This is a genomic window from Acinetobacter sp. Root1280, from assembly GCF_001425285.1.
GTDB lineage: Bacteria > Pseudomonadota > Gammaproteobacteria > Pseudomonadales > Moraxellaceae > Acinetobacter > Acinetobacter guillouiae.
Genome location: NZ_LMED01000009.1, coordinates 98,026 through 115,706, shown reverse-complemented (window position 1 = coordinate 115,706; position 17,681 = coordinate 98,026). Strand labels below are relative to the sequence as shown.

General features: G+C 39.2%; 16 protein-coding genes and 1 pseudogene. 2 read left to right on the top strand and 15 right to left on the bottom strand.

The genetic code is table 11. From position 1 onward, the window contains the following. From ASC84_RS09065 to ASC84_RS09030, 8 genes and pseudogenes are all read right to left on the bottom strand, one after another. Positions 1–961: pseudogene (locus tag ASC84_RS09065) on the bottom strand (fimbrial biogenesis outer membrane usher protein); the annotation flags it as partial. Next, positions 962–1,492 carry a molecular chaperone gene (locus tag ASC84_RS09060; RefSeq protein ID WP_056513898.1) on the bottom strand — a complete coding sequence of 177 codons (531 nt, stop codon included), beginning with the start codon at positions 1,490–1,492 and terminating at the stop codon, positions 962–964. A gap of 19 nt (positions 1,493–1,511) precedes the next feature. After that, positions 1,512–1,940, bottom strand: coding sequence for a spore coat U domain-containing protein (locus ASC84_RS09055; RefSeq protein WP_227515124.1), 429 nt, complete (start codon positions 1,938–1,940; stop codon positions 1,512–1,514). Between the two features lie 303 nt (positions 1,941–2,243). Next, positions 2,244–2,723 carry a spore coat protein U domain-containing protein gene (locus tag ASC84_RS09050; RefSeq protein ID WP_227515123.1) on the bottom strand — a complete coding sequence of 160 codons (480 nt, stop codon included), beginning with the start codon at positions 2,721–2,723 and terminating at the stop codon, positions 2,244–2,246. Positions 2,724–3,057: 334 nt separating this feature from the next. Then, positions 3,058–3,594 carry a spore coat protein U domain-containing protein gene (locus tag ASC84_RS09045; RefSeq protein WP_004724771.1) on the bottom strand — a complete coding sequence of 179 codons (537 nt, stop codon included), beginning with the start codon at positions 3,592–3,594 and terminating at the stop codon, positions 3,058–3,060. Positions 3,595–4,486: 892 nt separating this feature from the next. Continuing rightward, positions 4,487–4,822: a hypothetical protein gene (locus ASC84_RS09040; RefSeq protein ID WP_056513879.1), complete on the bottom strand. Its 336-nt coding sequence runs from the start codon at positions 4,820–4,822 to the stop codon at positions 4,487–4,489. Positions 4,823–5,559: 737 nt separating this feature from the next. Further along, on the bottom strand, positions 5,560–7,395 hold the full coding sequence (locus tag ASC84_RS09035; RefSeq protein ID WP_056513876.1) for a DUF1302 domain-containing protein: 1,836 nt from the start codon (positions 7,393–7,395) through the stop codon (positions 5,560–5,562). A gap of 195 nt (positions 7,396–7,590) precedes the next feature. Continuing rightward, the gene (locus ASC84_RS09030; RefSeq protein WP_056513874.1) at positions 7,591–8,181 is read right to left on the bottom strand and encodes an alpha/beta hydrolase; all 591 of its coding nucleotides are present in this window, start codon (positions 8,179–8,181) and stop codon (positions 7,591–7,593) included. 342 nt (positions 8,182–8,523) lie between these two features. Between ASC84_RS09030 and ASC84_RS09025 the strand changes: the two genes are divergently transcribed. Together ASC84_RS09025 and ASC84_RS09020 are read left to right on the top strand one after the other, a co-directional pair. After that, positions 8,524–9,621: an OmpW family protein gene (locus tag ASC84_RS09025; protein ID WP_056513871.1), complete on the top strand. Its 1,098-nt coding sequence runs from the start codon at positions 8,524–8,526 to the stop codon at positions 9,619–9,621. A gap of 399 nt (positions 9,622–10,020) precedes the next feature. After that, positions 10,021–11,052, top strand: coding sequence for an AraC family transcriptional regulator (locus tag ASC84_RS09020; protein WP_056513895.1), 1,032 nt, complete (start codon positions 10,021–10,023; stop codon positions 11,050–11,052). Positions 11,053–11,183: 131 nt separating this feature from the next. On the opposite strand, the gene ASC84_RS09015 is transcribed toward ASC84_RS09020, so the two are convergent. The 7 genes from ASC84_RS09015 to ASC84_RS08985 form a co-directional block, all read right to left on the bottom strand. Then, entirely contained in the window at positions 11,184–12,194 is a 1,011-nt protein-coding gene (locus ASC84_RS09015; RefSeq protein WP_056513868.1) for a YeiH family protein, read from the bottom strand. Then, positions 12,187–12,516, bottom strand: coding sequence for a Rieske 2Fe-2S domain-containing protein (locus tag ASC84_RS09010; protein ID WP_056513865.1), 330 nt, complete (start codon positions 12,514–12,516; stop codon positions 12,187–12,189). Before ASC84_RS09010 ends, ASC84_RS09015 begins: the two co-directional genes overlap by 8 nt. Then, positions 12,513–13,166: a DsbA family oxidoreductase gene (locus tag ASC84_RS09005; RefSeq protein WP_056513864.1), complete on the bottom strand. Its 654-nt coding sequence runs from the start codon at positions 13,164–13,166 to the stop codon at positions 12,513–12,515. Before ASC84_RS09005 ends, ASC84_RS09010 begins: the two co-directional genes overlap by 4 nt. Further along, positions 13,166–14,509: an MFS transporter gene (locus tag ASC84_RS09000; protein ID WP_056513861.1), complete on the bottom strand. Its 1,344-nt coding sequence runs from the start codon at positions 14,507–14,509 to the stop codon at positions 13,166–13,168. The genes ASC84_RS09005 and ASC84_RS09000 overlap by 1 nt, the downstream gene beginning before the upstream one ends. A 116-nt stretch (positions 14,510–14,625) precedes the next feature. Further along, positions 14,626–15,678: a 3-keto-5-aminohexanoate cleavage protein gene (locus tag ASC84_RS08995; protein WP_004724790.1), complete on the bottom strand. Its 1,053-nt coding sequence runs from the start codon at positions 15,676–15,678 to the stop codon at positions 14,626–14,628. A gap of 58 nt (positions 15,679–15,736) precedes the next feature. Further along, positions 15,737–16,585, bottom strand: coding sequence for a TauD/TfdA family dioxygenase (locus ASC84_RS08990; RefSeq protein WP_034611521.1), 849 nt, complete (start codon positions 16,583–16,585; stop codon positions 15,737–15,739). Between the two features lie 11 nt (positions 16,586–16,596). Beyond that, on the bottom strand, positions 16,597–17,583 hold the full coding sequence (locus tag ASC84_RS08985) for a quinone oxidoreductase (RefSeq protein WP_056513858.1): 987 nt from the start codon (positions 17,581–17,583) through the stop codon (positions 16,597–16,599). Positions 17,584–17,681: the final 98 nt, after the last annotated feature.

Genomic DNA, 17,681 nt, shown 5'->3' with positions numbered 1-17,681 from the left:
AAGGGCCAGATTGTACATCGGTTGAATTGGCTTTCTGTCCGTTAATCAATAAGTCCACGGTGCTCGGTAARGCCGCTTGTCCTTTAAACTGRGGTAAAGGATAGGTAATCAAATCTGGACGCGTACCAAAATTACGCTGTAACTGYAATCCACCTAAACGCACTGAACTTCCCCAAGCGTTTTTACTTCCCGTAATTACATCRCCSGCTAAAAATGAAACTACCCGGACTGGGTCATCATATTGCCAAGTGGTGTCATAGCGGCGGTAGCCATCATTATCTTGATTTGAGTCGTTTCCAATCCCATCAGATTTAAAATCAGTTTTRCTATAAACCCCTGAATTTCTCAGTACCCCATAAGGGGAGAAAAASCGTTGTTCTGTAAASAGYGTACTGCTATAGCCACCATTCTCTGGGCGGTAGGTATAAAAGTCATAGTTATTTAATAAACCAATACCCGACTGCGCTGTTTCAGGTTGATACCAAGAATCCAAGCCGCGTATCTGCACCGGCATCCAGCTGGCAGGAAGATCTAGACTAAAATACTGTTGCGCTGAATTGTATTCATACTTCAATTCGGGAATCTGATTGAGGCTGACCCAATCTAAGGCCTTCCCAGAAAACCCTAAAGTAAATACATCTAGGTCAGTCAGGTTTTTTTCTGACTGTTGCTGAAGTGCATCCGCAGGCAGCTTAATCTGTAACTCATCCAGTTTCGATTGCTGGATAAAGTAATGATCACCTTTGACAATGACGGGGATTACTTGTCGCGTCGAATATTGATTGATCACCAAGTCCAGATAGAGCTTAAATAAGCTATTCACTTCTGAAACATCTCGTGGTGGCGGGGGTAAACCATTTGCATACACGTTACAGCTCAGCAATGGAATATTCGCAACCAATATCAATGTCAGGCTTTTGCATAAAAAAGAAGGGGTGTGTAACCCTGATAAATAACCCATTTACCCCCCTCCTTCTTTTTTAATCTCAACCAATTCCTGCTTCACCCCTGAACTGTCAACCCCGTACAAACTGGTTTGACCACTCAGGCTGTTGAGTAGTTTGTTGTCTAGATCAAACTTCATGGTGCTGTTTGCCAACACATAACCAAAGGCGGTTTTGCCAAAAGCCATTTGCTCTGAAGTCGGGGTTAATTTAATTCCCGAAAGTCGTGAAAATTTTGAACCAGTATTTTTAATATAAAGTTCAGGTTTGCCCTGTTCATTATTCTTGACCCACCAGCTTAATATCGGTTTAGCCAAAGGGTTTTTCGCATAAGCATCTTGCTGATGATTCTGATCCCATTTAAATACCCGAATCTGTACCATGGCATCAGAGTTACCGGTATTTTGTAGCCAGACCGCAGTGGCTTTCTCTTTTTCTTCAATTTTTGGATAAATTGGCCAGATTAAAAATGTGGCCTGTGCAAATACCGGTGAAGTGACCATCAATATCGCGGCCGCAGAGAAAGTCCTGCCCGACCATATTTTCATTTTATTTAAGCTCATAGAATCACCATGTAATCGTAATTGCGACCGTATCTTTATACAGGCCAGCTGATCGTGGTTGATTGTTATTATTCAAGTCTGCAACAGCATAAACTGCAAAACCCAGTACGGTGTTCAAAGTAGTGGTTGGTGTCAGTGAGTAAGTACTCCCACTGGCATATTCACCTTGCAAACTACTGTCCTGATAAAGCTGATAAGGTACAAACTCATTCTGCTGGGCATGTTTCATCCGCCGAAAGTTATTTGAAAAGTGATCACCACCATTCAACATCACCTTTACCGGTAGCCGTGCAGTACATTGGATATTCCAGCTTTGCGCAGTATTGATGACGGATCCTTTTAACTGCCCCTGCGCCACAACAGGATGACGACCAAAATCAAGTAACTGTTCGACATTGCTGAGTTTGCACCCATTTTCAATGGTCGCCTGCACTTTAAAANCTTTTAACTGCCCCTGCGCCACAACAGGATGACGACCAAAATCAAGTAACTGTTCGACATTGCTGAGTTTGCACCCATTTTCAATGGTCGCCTGCACTTTAAAACTTGCCGAAGTTACAGGATCAACAGCAAACCCACTTTGAACAATCGAAATCAGCAGAACACTTAAACCTATTTTTTTCATGATTTTGTTCTTTAAAATTCAATGGTAATTGGAATAGTGTCGGTATATTGTCCAAGTGAGACTGACCNATCAGCAGAACACTTAAACCTATTTTTTTCATGATTTTGTTCTTTAAAATTCAATGGTAATTGGAATAGTGTCGGTATATTGTCCAAGTGAGACTGACCGACCATTATTAACAGTTTGCCCCATGAGATTAAGCGTTTGCGGCTGACCATTATTGGTCAAAGTAATGATTTGATTAGGCCTTAACGCTTCGCGAGCAGTTCCATATAAGATGTTGTAGGCAAGGAAATCTGTGCCATTACTGATCGCACGAAAATAATTTGCACCAAAAGGTGCTGGTACCTTACTGTCATGTTGCCCCGCACCAAAGGTAACTTTTATTGGAGCATTGCCAGGGCATTGAATGGTCAAACCTGATGTAGAACCCTGACTTAAACTGGTCTCTATCACCTGATTAAATGCAGCTGTGGTTTCTCCAAAGTCTAGCTGCCCGAAATTCAAGCCATTGGTTCCGTTATTCACGGTCTCATTGTTGATCTTGCAGGATGGCTCTAATTCAAGTTGAACATTTAACTTAGCGGCCAATTGCCCAGCACTGGTGAGCGATGAAACAATGCTACAAAGTANCATTGTTGATCTTGCAGGATGGCTCTAATTCAAGTTGAACATTTAACTTAGCGGCCAATTGCCCAGCACTGGTGAGCGATGAAACAATGCTACAAAGTAGCAATCCGACGCATTGTTTAAGTAACAGGTGCATACGTTCCTCCCTAAAACAGGCTTGTTCAACAACAAACCTGTTTACTGTTACGTATACTGATTAGAAATTAACAGTCACCAATAAAGTGTCTGTATAATCACCCTGTGCTTTTGCAGTGCCAGTGTTCGCAGCAATTGCACCAAAAATTGGAACTTCTNATTAGAAATTAACAGTCACCAATAAAGTGTCTGTATAATCACCCTGTGCTTTTGCAGTGCCAGTGTTCGCAGCAATTGCACCAAAAATTGGAACTTCTTGAGCTACACCTGCTGCAGCAGTGAAAGGCTGAGCTGTATTAATCACATATGGATTGGTACGTGCTGCATCACGGTAAACGTTATAGTTTACTAGGTCGGCAGCAGTTGTATGTTTAAGACTACGATCAGCGCGTTGACCGCCATCAATTGCAACCGTAAAGTCAACAGGGTTTGCACCATCACATTCTACAGCGAGATGACCACCTGTCGCTGTAGAAGCAACTTGACCAGTCAAAACGTTAGTCCAAGTACCAGAAGTTTTACCGAAATCTAATGTACCAAATTGGTTCATATTTCCAGTAACAGTAGAACCTTCAACAGTACAACCTGTCGAAACATTCAGCTTGACATCAACTTGACCAGTAACAGCTGCTTGTGCAGTCGCGATATAAGCCGTGCTCAACAATGCAGTTAGTGTTAGTTTTGTAAAAATATTCATATTAATTCCCATGATTTGTATTATTCGTAAACTTTTACACAAGAAGTGTGAAAGTATTTACATAATCACATGTGATGAATAAGTGTTCAATAAATCAACTAATAAGCAGCACAAAACAAGCTCAACTATTTGTATTTATTTAAAATTTTATTGGAATTGTGGAATTAAATTATTATTATATTTAAAACACCAAAAAATACATTTCACTTGATAATTTGACAAAGTAAAAGTGAAATTAACTTAATTTTCTTTTAAATAACACCAAGCTAAATATGCCAATCTAAGGACTTAAAATTTCGCTTAGGCAATATCGTATTTTATCTTGATCAAGCCTCATAAAAACAAAATTAAACCCTATATTTCAAAACTTTACTTGATAAAATTTTATTTTTATATATTAAACCAAACTCAATATGACAAAGATAAACTTATTTTTAAAAATGCTTTATCGGCTTATCTATATTTTAAATTTTACCTAAAAAATTTAAGAATCGCCTTTTATATTTAATTATTACCTTCAAATTTTTTACATCTCATTTCATTCAATTGATCTAAGATATGATGATTAATTCCAAAACTCCAATTTTAAATAAACTAGTGATAACAAAGTAACCATGACCATGATTAAGCACCTCAAATTAGTCTTTTACAATCATTGCTCACAATGGCTTTGTATTGGTAGATTAATCACGATGATGAGGCTGTAAATTAGTGACGAGGACTTTATTAAGAATATGATTTAATCAATAAAAGTTAACACTTAGCGGTTATTTTATCCATTCATCAAAAATAAAAAAATCCCATTCGTTCTGGGGTGAAGAATGGGATACGTTATGACACTTTAACATGCCGACCGAAAATCGTGAATCTCTGTATACAATTTGGATGACGACTAAATATGAAAGGTGTTTCCACTCGGTTTAAGAACATCTCGCTCTTTAACTCTTAAACAAATGCATTGGTCAAATGTAGCGATTGCATCACGAATAAATTCAGCTTCCATTTTATCTACATGCAAATGGCTTTCTTTATGAACTTCTTCAAACAATGCTTTTAAATCATATTGATCATCACTTAGACATGTCATCTTAAAATTACTCAATTCAGCGTCAATATCTAAACGTATTAATTCGATAAAATGCTGGCGTGAAGCATAGCTATTTTCACTATAAAAAAAATGTGTGCTTTCTTCTATGCCTTTATGAAACACCATTTCATAAATTTTCATTCTTAATATATATCCAACATTGATATATTTAAATTTTATAATTTAATATACCTGTGGAAAACCTCTGTTCTGCAATATTGTGTCTACTATTTATCATTAATTATTCCACTTTGCAATTTTCTGCACGTGTTTTTATTGCAATTAAATACACAATTTTCATAAAAAAACTTTAAAAAATAAATATTTAAATTTATATTATTTTTCAAAAACAAATTCATAATCGTGTGCTAATTTTTATAATTTAATACATATTTCATGTAATTTACCACCACACAATAGGTTGGTTTTTAGATCAATTTAACAAGCCATATTGATCCTAAGTTTTAACCTTATTCTATCTTCTGTATAGGCTCAATTTTTGGTTTTTTGGCAAATGCTTTATATACCGCTCCCTATCAAGTCGATATTTTTTATTTCTGATGAGCTTGTTAATTACAAAGTAATTGAACATTTATTCTGATCACTTCCCTTGGCGAATATGAGTAAATATTGAGAGGGATATGCTCACTCTTATAATGATTACAAAACCTGTCACGATCAATATTCCTAGAGGATCTAACAGCATCCATATCGATAAGATTGAATAATTTAACGTCATAAACAACAGAAAAGTCAGTTTTTTGCCAAAGCTGTATAAGCATTTTCTGTATAAATGAATTAAATATTTATTATTAACAAGATGCGCTTTATGTTGGATGCCAAACCTTCCAATAAACATGGCATCCAATTTCTCAATGTTAAAAATTAGCTTTTAATACCAACGAAGCAAAATCTCGGTCATCGAGGGTACTAAAATCATTCGAACCAAAAAAATTGGTATACGCAAGTTCAGCTGTATACTTTTGCTGATAACTCACTGAAATAGTGGCTGCAATACTCATTTGACCTTCTTGAAAATTTTGGCTAAATCCTGCTATATCATGGCGAAAGATTACACTTGGTGTGATGACGGTCGCAGGTAAAATATCTTGATAATTTAAAGCTCCTCGTAAACGATAGCCATATGACCATTGCGTAAAAAAACCATCCCGATTACAAAAGCGCTCATTCATACGATCAATCACATCATTTGCAAGATGTGCGGTCCCATAAGGCGTACATTTATATTCACCTGTTTCAGGATTATAAGCACCAGATGAAAGCTCACTCCGTCCAAATGCACCGACCCGTCCAAAACGATGATTACCAATATCTGCAATATGATTCACTGCAAACTCTGCCGCCCAATTCAATACGTTTGCACCCAATATATTGTTTAAACGATCACTCGCACCCAGTGAAAATTGGGTTACAGGTGTTCTTACATAACCTTGCAAATATTGCCCAAATTCAGCCGCAACTCCAGGTGGTGTAAGAGGCGTATCCTTATCTAAAACTTGTGCATAGACAATATCTGTTCCATTTAATTGCAAGGGTTGATTGGGTTTGTGCATTAACTCGCTAAAAACAGAGGTTGTCCCCACTTTTGCTGCTAGACTTAATCCATACATTTTAATATTTTCTGGATAAATTGAAAAAAAACGAGCAGTATTAAAATATGCAGACCCTGGTTCAGTTACCGCTGTACCATCAAAATTAGCATTGCGACTGTGATAGTTCGCAAAATATGCGCCAAGTTCAGCATTATTCCAACGAGGTAAAGTTTGCTTTAAAGCAAAACCATATTGCCCACTATTCTTGGCATATCGACTTTCTGCACGTGGAATATAAGTCTGTGCATCTAAAGCACTTTCAGACAACTTATCCCCTGGTGTAACGGTCAAAATAATGGGTCCACAATTTTCTGGAACAAAGTCCGAAATTGCAAAAAACGTCCCACAGCCATCCACAACAGAAGGTCTAAACTTAAACTGATAAAAACCGTCCAGTTTAAGATTTGGCGTTATTCCAGCCTCAAATGAAAACATTTCGACAGGAATTATTCGCTCTTTTGCCTCTCCTCCCGGCCGATTAATTGCAGCATAATCTAAGGCACTGACTGAATTTATACCATTTTGGAAAAACTGCGATTTCCCCCAATTTAAGGTATGTTTGCCTAATTTTAGATTGGCATTTTGACCATTTTCTAAAGCAAAATTTTTCCAGATATAGGCATCCCAAAGATCAATGCCCTTAAATTTGGCTAATCTAGGCCACGCAGAATCATCAAAGGCTTTTAAATCTCCACGACCAGTTTCATAAGCATGGTCATACCAATATTTAGTGCTGAGTACTGCACCCTGTTGTTGTCCTTTCAAACGAAACTCAGTCAACCCTTTTATAATTTGGGAAATGTTATCGTTTTGACTAAAGTTCACATGCCCATCGTCACCATTCACGTCAACGCTTAAACCGTCCTTTCCGATATGATTTGCATCCGGTTTATACACCAACTGATTTGAAGCATCTTGAGTACTCCAATTCGCACCTAGGCTGAGCATCGTACTGGTTTCAAATTTCCAATCCTCATTGATCTCAACACTTTTTGCAGACACTTTTGAAATACTTAAGCACAGCACTAAACAGACACCCAGCTTTTGAGTGAAAATAATCGTGCGTTTCGCGTTATTGCCACATATCACATTTTGCATCATTCGATCTCCATATCGATATGATTTAATTCGATTTAACTCCATAAATAGCCATATTGACTATTTTGAAATATGCATGACTTTCTAATTGTTTAATCTGTTATGAATCCTGCTAACCAATGAGCAATCCTGTCTTAAAACGGCGTGTAAATTGAACCAAGTCACCTCTAAATAAATTCCGCTATAAAGTTCTAAGCACTAAGCGATACATATCGAATCATCCACTTGGTCTAATTGTTGAATAAATTGTTCAGCTTGTGCCCAATACCCATATCCAGCGGCAGGATTAAGATGCCCCACTTCACCTAAACTCACCAATTGGCTGCCCCATATTTTTGCCATAGTCCTAACGGCCTGGTAACTGGCTAAATGATCGTTGGTACTTGCAACAACAATGCTCGGAAAAGGCAAAATATTGTTAGGTAAAGGATCCCATCCTTGCCGTTTTAGCGTTGCCGAACTTGGATAGTTTTCAGGCCATTTGGCTGATAAATCGGGTGGTGTAACCAACAAAGCCCCTTGAATATTGTGTTGATACAGAGCTGCCCAGTGAACGGTCATTAATACCCCTGCGCTATGTGCAACTAAAATCACAGCACCATCAATTTCTTCAAGTTGCGTTTGAATCGCTTTAACTCTTTTTATGCAGTTGAGTTTGTCTGTTTCTAATGCAGGGACAGATCGTACCTTGACCAGCCTTTGCTCCAATAAGGTTTGCCAATGTTCAGCAACATGGTCACGTAAACCAGGAACAATTAAAACGGTTGCCTTTGTCTGTATTTTTTCCATTGATCTACCTTTAATTTTGAGTGAATGAATGAAGATGAATTCTATAAATTGCTTATTCACAATACGGTTTAGTTGATCTTGGTGATGTACATTTGATGACAACTGCTTTTCATTTGATGACAAATGACAGCTCTAATAAAGCATTCGAGCATGGACTTATAAAGTTATAAGAGATTGATTTAATTGTTTTATTTTTAGATTAACTGATTTTTTCATTAAAGTTTTGAATATTATTGATGAAATCAGTGAGATTGCTTTAACCAATGCCAACTTTAATAATGGGGCCGTGTTTCAGAAAGGATCCGCTGAAACCATAAAAAAGTGAACTACAAGGAAATTAAAATGAATCAAATTTGTAGAATAGCTGTGCCATTGGCCTGTCTATTAACAACTCATTTATGTTATGCGGATTCTACAACCTCTAAACGCTGGGCTGTCAGTGCAGGCTGGATGCATGTCATGCCTCAAGGCAAAGCCAATTCAACACATGTAACAACCAGTGTTGTAGAAGGTGGCAGCTATGGCGTTGGATCATCATTATGGGGAAGTGATATTGCCAACTACGAAACCAATGCATCTGAAATTAAGGGAATGGGTGGGCTTTTATTAAATACTTTTATCAAAAATGGTAAAGCAGACCCCAATTATAAAGTTCCAGCAAGTCTAACCACCGGAGCCAGATCGGATATCACAGGTATTTCTGATTATACCGCTCAAGGTGGAATGGAAGTCGCGGATACCGATACATTGGGTTTAACTCTAAGCTACTTTGTAAATGATCATGTATCTCTTGAATTAGTCGGTGGTATCCCACCAAAAATTGATATTGATGGCGTTGGAGAAATTAGAGCTTCGGCACTCTCCACTGCCAATACTCCCGGAAAAGGCACACCACCGACCTATTTAAATGGTTTAAAACTGCTAAAAGATACCTTAATTACCGATCTTGATGCACATGGCAAAGTTGCAGAAGTAACTGCATGGACGCCTGCAGCAACAGTCAAATATCATTTTGGCACTTCAGGACAAAATAAGTTCCGACCTTTTGTTGGCGCGGGTGTTGTATATGGTCATTTTAATAAGTTAAAGCTCAATGGCGGTGTAGAACAAGACCTTATTCAAGCAGGTTATATGATTGATAATATCCTCAATGATCGAGCGGGTGAAGCATTGCACGGTGGTCAAGGCAGTTCAACAGCGACACCAAAAGTTAAAGTTAAAACCAGTGATGCCTTTGCACCAGTACTCACAGCAGGATTTACCTTTGATTTAACCGATCGTTGGTTTACCACTGGATCTTTAAGTTATATGCCAAACTTTAATAATGTAGCAACTGTGACTGTCACAGATACATCGACAGGTACCCAATTGATCAAGTCCACGACAAAAATTGATTTAGATCCTTTGGTCACATATCTTGGGGTAGGCTATCGTTTTTAATTAAATGGATTGATTGTAGCCCTATATCTACCGACCATTTAATTTTAAAAATATTGTGTACTAAATATCTTCAATCCGATATGAGTCGCAATGCCCCATCTAAAAGAATTAATGTGTAAACAATATCCCTAAGTTGTGTCGCACATTAATACGTTTTAAAAGGCTGTTCTTTACTCAATAAAGTGCAGTCCTTTTAAAACACTCCTCTTTGTTAAACAAATTTGATACTCTATTTCAATCATCTCAATGTGTAATGAATTGAGATGCTTTTTAAAAAATTTTGATAAAATTATTGAGATTACACATACGCAAAAACTTTTTATAAATGCGTATTTGTACAGTCTTCAAACAGTGGTGTATTGACCAGGACTGTTAATGAAAAGACAAGGAGAGTGTAAATTGGTTCCTCTTGCACATACAGCGGTACTTAAGAATTATCTGGATGTAAGCCGACAATTAGACCTTAATCCATACCATTTATTATCTGATGCTGGAATTTATTCTGCTCAATTAAATGATTCAAAACAACGTATTTCCGTCGACAAAGTCATGACACTATTAGAGCAATCTGCTCAAATCAGTGGTTGTGAAGTGTTTGGTCTACATATGGCCGAACAACGTCAAATTGCTGATTTTGGTGAGCTAAGCCTATTATTAAGCTATCAACAGACGTTACGTGATGCCTTAAAAACAATTGTAAGATACCGAAATATCATCAATAACGCGCTTGAAATATATATAGAAGAAGTTGGAAAAACCGTGATTATTCGGGTAGAAGTGATTTCTGCTTCAGCAAAGTATAGTCGTCAAGCGATTGAATTGGCTTTGGGGATTACCCATCGTTTTTGTGCTGCATTATTAGCTCAAAAATGGCACCCATTAAGTATTCATTTTACCCACGATTCACCAAAAGACTTAACAGTGCATCAACGTGTTTTTGGAAGTTCACTTGAATTTGGTAGCGAGTTTAATGGTATTGTCTGCTCATCATCAGAGCTTGATAAAATCAATCCTCAAGCAAATACAGCAATGGCAAACCATGCACAGCGCTATCTCGATATCGACATCTTACAAAAAGACAATGAATCATCACTTATTTTTGATATCCGTAAAAGTATCTATCTGCTTTTACCGATGGGACGTGCCACAATTGATCAAGTCGCGCAGACCCATGAAGTCAATGTCAGAACGCTGCAACGGCGTCTAGAAGCTACACATACAAATTTTAGTGAATTAATGAATGATGTCCGCAGAAATTTGGTATTTCGCTATTTAAGAAATATCAATTATTCACTGGCTCAAGTTTCAGATATTCTTGGTTACTCTATGCCAAGCTCTTTTACACGATGGTTTATCGGTCAATTTGGTATAACACCCAATGCTTGGCGTACCCACAATAAGGCTGAGATCATTGATGAAAATACGATATAAATTCAATCAAGGTACGACTAACTTGGTATTAACATCAAAACAATAATAAGAAAAGCCACTTAAAACAAAAGTTTTGCGTAAATCAACTTTAACGTTGTACCTTGCAAAACTTTTGTTAAATCAAAGCTCGACTAAAATAACCAATGCATCAGGCTGAGTACCAACAATACCAGAAAAACGCTTTCTCCAATCATCAGCAGGATCGGTTTAATACCCACCGTTGCTAACTCTTTTAATTGTGTTTTCATCCCTAGCGCACTAATCGAAATAATCAGACACCAACGAGATAATTCATTCATTCCAGTTTGAACAACTGTAGGTACCCATCCAGTACTATTTATACAGGCAAGAATTAAAAATCCTACTGCAAACCAAGGCAATAATGGCGGTCTTTTGCCCGTAGAGGGTACGCCTTGCATACGGGTAATCATGGCTGCACAGATGATCACAGGTAGAAGCATGGCAACTCGCATCAATTTCACCACTGTTGCCGTATCGCCTGTTTCTGTAGACATGCTATAACCTGCCCCCACCACTTGGGCGACATCATGGATGGTTGCACCTAAAAAAATCCCTGCATGTTGTGGTGTCAATTCCAACCATCGCGCAATCATGGGATAAACAATCATTGCTAAAGTTGAAAGTGCAGATACTCCAATGACGGTGAATAAGGTTGCTTTTTCTTTTTGTGGATGACTGGGTAATGCTGCAGACAAAGCCAATGCTGCGGAAGCTCCACAGATCGCTGTCGCACCACCAGTCAGCATACCGAAAAATTTATTAAACCCGAGCACTTTTGCTGCGATGACTGAAGCAAGAATGGTAATGACGACCAATGAAATGACCAAAACAATGGGCTGCCAACCTAGCGCAGTCATTTGCTCAAGGGTAATTCGCATTCCGAGTAAGGCGATCCCAAAACGCAATACTTCTCGCGCAGTAAATTCGATACCCGCTTTACACTTTCCTTCTGTTGCAAGAAAGTTCACGCCCATCCCAAGCAACAAAGCGAATAACATCACTGGTGCACCATAATGCTCAGATAAAAAACAGGCCGCAGCGGCAACCACAGTACTGACAATAAATCCAGGCATAAGCGCACTTAGCCGTGGCTGCCAAGCCATAGAATCTAATTTACTCATCTAGCGCTACTCCACAATCCAAACCAATAAAAACATTTTCGCCAATCACTTCTACTGGGTATGATTGAACTTGTAGCTGTGTTGAATTGAGTAAATAACCATTTGCCAAGTCAAAACGTAAACCATGTGCACAACATTGAATTACCCTGCCTTCTAATTTCCCATTGAGTAATGAGGCACCCTGATGCGGGCAACTGTCATTAATCGCATAAAATTGTTCAGCAATATTAAATAAAATTAGAGATCGGTCACCGATCATCAAAAAGGATCGATTGCCTAAAGTTGGGATTTTTTCTTGAGGAACTTGAAAACGCAAGCTCATACCATTTGTCCTTGTGTTTGAAGCGTTTCCAGCATTGCTTGATAAAGTGCACTTGCAGGTTGCGCTCCTGCCATTGCAAAACTTCCATCAAAAACAAAATATGGTACCCCTTTACCCCCTGTATCTGCTGAGATAAAAGGAACGAATGGTTTTGCTAAAATACCTTCAACCACCTCATCCGCAAAACCGCAATACATGGCTATTTTCTGCAATGTTGCTAACTCGCCTATATTTTCCGAATGATGAAAATAGGCTGTGAATAGCGCATCTAAAAATCGCTCACTTTGATTTGAATGATATACTTTTGAAATATTTGCAAAAAAATGATGTGCCATAGCTGTGTTTGGCATACGACGAATCCGATCAAAATCAATATCGACATTGACCGCTTTCGCGGCTTGACGAACTTGAGTTTGACGCATTCGAACGGCTGTTGAACTGCCTAATCGTTGTAAATAAAAGGCATCAAAAGGAACACCCACCAGTGGAATATGGGGTAAAAGCTGTACACCACGCCACTGGATATTGACCTCAACATCTGGATCACTTTGTTTTAATTTTTGAATCGCAGTCTGTAAATGACGTTTTCCAATCAAACACCAAGGACAGATAAAATCAAAAAAAACTTCAATATTCATTTTACGCGTCATTACTGATTACCCATATTGCATGACTGTGCTTGTACTGTTTGACCTTGTCGTGCTGCTTGTGCATTAAATTTTTTAATATCATGGGCATAATGGCGTTTTGCATAGAAGAATACGGCAGCAGCCACAATGCTCATCAGAGGCATCAATTGAAAAGCATGGTGTAAACCAATCACGTCAGATAGCTTTCCAATTACTAAAGGTCCTAAAGCCAAGCCGAGAAAATTATTTGCCAAAGTTAATGTTGCAAATGCTGTGCTATGTACAGAATGATGTGTTAGGTTGGCAACCATTGCGCTGGATGGTCCATTGGTACCCAATGCGATAAACATCCCAATACAAATCATGATCAATTGAGCATTTCCGACAGACATGGCAAAAGCAATGGATAACAACACACAACAGATCAAACAAAATGCAATCGCTAAACTGACTTTTCGGTCTGGTCGATCTCGTCCTAAACGATCACATAACATCCCACATAAAATCGTGCCAACTGCACTACTGAGTACAACCATTGCCGCGACCAGCCCCGCTTTATCTGTCCCCAATCCGTAATATCGATTGAGATAACTGGGAAGCCAAACGATGACCGTGCCACCCACAAACAATTGCAAGCCACTGCCAATATAAGTGGCGATCACAGACCGACTTGAATAAATTGATCGTAAAGGACTTCTCGACTTCTCCTGTTTCTGTTGGGTCTTAATTTTGCCTTGAACGGTTCCTATCTTGTTTTCTTTAACCACAATAGGATATAAAAATGCCAGAATCAGCCCAAAGACTGCCATTCCACCAAATGCCCAACGCCAGCCAAAATGTTCAGCCATTACACCGCCTAAAGCCATGCCTAAGAATGAGCCAAACACACCACCTGCCATAAAAGCACTTGCTAAAGTTGCACGCATATCACGAGGAAAAACCGATACAACAACAGCAATCCCGACACTGCCATAGGCAGCTTCGCCAACACCCACCATAAATCGGGCAATAAACATATGTTGATAACTTTCAGCAATTGCACAGCCTAAGGTTGCCATACTCCATAACACGGCCATCAAAGTTAAGCTTTTTACTTTGCCAAAACGATCTGCCAAGATCGACAAAGGTAAGGTTAATAAACCCACCATCAAGGCCACAATTCCACTTAATAATCCAAGTTGGCTGTCTGTCAAAGCCCATTCACTTTTGATCAGTGGGAATACTGCATTTAAGACTTGCCGTGACATATAGTCAGAAATCAACAAACCAAATGTCAGTGCAAAAACCAACCATGCATATTTACGTGGAATGCCAACCGAAGTATCTACACCGTCCGCAGGACTTGAATATTGATGCGCATCCATACGTTCTCCTTGTGTTTTTATAATTTCTCATTCATTTTTGATGACTACGCGACTTCACAGTAACGTAATCATCTTTTTCTCACTGTTTGAATCAAAAATCCTTTTGGCTCAAATCATTATTTACGCTGTGGAACACCCTTTTGACCTGCTTTACGATTGGGCGCCATACCATTTTCCAACAAAGTTTCTTCAATCGTGTCGTATTGCACGCCAATACGATAAATTTCACGTGCTTCTTTACCTGATGCAACTTCACGACCTAATTCATGGGCAATACGCACGGTCTGTTGAATCTGCTGTACTGAAGAAAAACGCTGACCTTGATGATCAATAATGGTGTCTTCATTTCCGACGCGTGCATGTAAGCCCATCGCCATTGACATGGTGTTAAACGGCAAAACATTTTTAAGTAAAGACTCTGAAGTTAAAGTACAACCATCAGGTACGCGATGAATAAAGTTAAAGAAGTTAAAAGGATTTGGCCCATCAAAACCACCACCAATTCCAATCCAGGTTAGATTCAACGGACCTTTATACAGCCCTTTACGCACCATACGTTCCAGCGTTTCTAAACCATGCATCCCAGTTAATTGGAAATGCGGTTGAATGCCATTTTCAGTTAAACGCTTTAAATGCTCTGCAACCCAAGCTGGACCTGCAGGTACTGTCATTTCTGCATAAGCTGCCTGAATTGCTGGATGTGCCAAAGAAGTGCCTTCTAAATATTCAGGATAGAGCAACTCCATAATATTCATTTGAGTGGTATTGATCGCCACGGTTACTTGGTCTGGTTTTGGCATTAACTCAGCCAGCATATGACGCGTATCATCGCTTAACCAAATTGCAGCTTCACCTTCACTTTCTGGAGCAAAAGAAATTGATCCACCTACCTGAATGATCATATCAGGCACCGCTTCACGCACACCGGCAATGAGTTCATTAAACTTAGACAGACGTTTCGAACCTTTCCCATCTAGTTCTCGAACATGCAGATGGAGGACTGAAGCACCTGCTTCATAGCACTCTACCGCTTTTTGAATTTGTTCTTGCATGGTCACCGGGATATCTTCAGGAAAATCCTCAGGCATCCATTCAGGCCCATAAGGTGCTACCGTAATCACCACTTTGTCCATGTTTTCAGGGTGTAATGAGTCATCAAAAAATTGCATAAACATCTCCATATGTATTTTTAAAATAGGGTTTGAATAAAATCTTTAACTGCTCAGCTTAGTAAGTTGCATCGCCAATAATGCCCGCACGTTCCATTTTTCGATGACATGGTGGATAGTCCATTACGGCATAATGTTGTGTACTACGGTTGTCCCAAATTGCGATACTATTCGGCTTCCAACTCCAACGAACTTGGTACTCAGGAATATAGGCTTGGGTAATTAAATAACGCAGTAAATCGGTTGCACCGGGGTTGGCATCTTGTCCAAAACGGACGTGTTCTTTGGTATGGTAATTACTAAAATGAGTGGTAAAGGCGTTGACATAAAGAATCTTCTCACCCGTTTCAGGATGCGTACGTACCACAGGATGTTCTGCATCGGGGAACTGTTCTTTTAATGCCAAACGTTTTTCAATCGGCATCATTGCGCCAAAACTGGCTTCAATACTGTGATAGGCGCGTAAATTTGCAATTTTTGTTTTGATTTCTACGGGTAGATTTTCATAGGCCATCACCATATTGGTCCACATGGTATCTCCACCCACTGTCGGACATTCAATACAACGTAGTACACAACCCATTGGCGGAACTTTGCGCCAGCTTGCATCGCTATGCCAAGCATTTTCATAACGATCAATTGGGCTCTCTGGGCTTTTATAAATTTGTACCAGCCCAGGATGCTCTGGATGACTTCCAACAGCAGGATGGCTTTCTAGTTGTCCAAAGCGCTCAGCAAATGCTACATGTTCAGCTCGGCTTAGGTTTTGATCTCTTAAAAATAAAACCCGATGCTTTAACAAATTCTGACGAATTTCAGTAAATAGCCCATCATCGTCAATGGCATCTGCCAGATTGACCCCCAACAATTCTGCACCGATATTGCAACTTAATTGTTCAACTTGCATAAGATATCCCTTCAAATGACAAAAATTGATGATCCTGTGGTTTTACGTGCTTCTAGATCACGGTGAGCTTGAACTGCATCCTTGAGTTCATAGCGTTGATTGATTTCAATTTTGATGCGTCCATGTCGGACGTGGTCAAATAGTTCATTGGCAAGTTCTTGTTTTTCTATAGGATCAGCAATGAAATCTGCCAGTGCTGGACGAGTCATATATAGAGAGCCTTTCATTGCCAACAAGACGGGGTTAAATTCTGGAATTGCACCAGAAGCAGTCCCCACACAAACCAATAAGCCACGGCGTTTTAATGAATCAAGCGATGCCATAAACGTGTCTTTACCGACACTATCAAAGACCACATTCACACCGACTCCATCGGTTAATTCTCGTACTCGTTCTGCAACATTTTCATAGCTATAATTAATAACGTGGTCACAGCCATGTGCACGGGCAATTTGCGCTTTTTCTTCTGAAGAAGTTGTACCAATCACAGTTAAACCGAGTAACTTTGCCCATTGAGAAACAATCAAACCCACACCACCTGCGGCGGCATGTAATAAAATGGTGTCCCCTTTTTTAAAGTCATAAATACGACGCATTAAATAAGCCGAGGTTAATCCCCGCATGGTCATTGCTGCGGCTGTTTCACAAGAAATTTCTTCAGGTAGTTTGATTAATACATCAGCTGAGATTAGACGTGCAGTGCTATAAGCACCTAACGTATTTAAAAAACCGGTATAAGTGACTCGATCACCCACTTGAATGTGAGCTACACCCTCACCGACGGCTTCGACTACACCAGACGCTTCTACGCCCATCCCGTTTGGCAGTGGAATCTTATATGTGCCGTCACGAAAATAAGTGTCAGCATAATTTAATCCAACTGCCACATGACGCAGACGCACTTGCCCTGCTGCTGGTTCACCAACATCGATGTCTTCATATTGCAGAACATCTGGTGTTCCTGTTTCATAAAACCGTATTGCTTTATTCAATGCCATTTCCCTATCCATGCCGTATTTTTATCAATATTTAAAAATCATGATTAAAACTACAACACAGCAGATGCAGCTCACTTTACATAAGACGACACTGACTT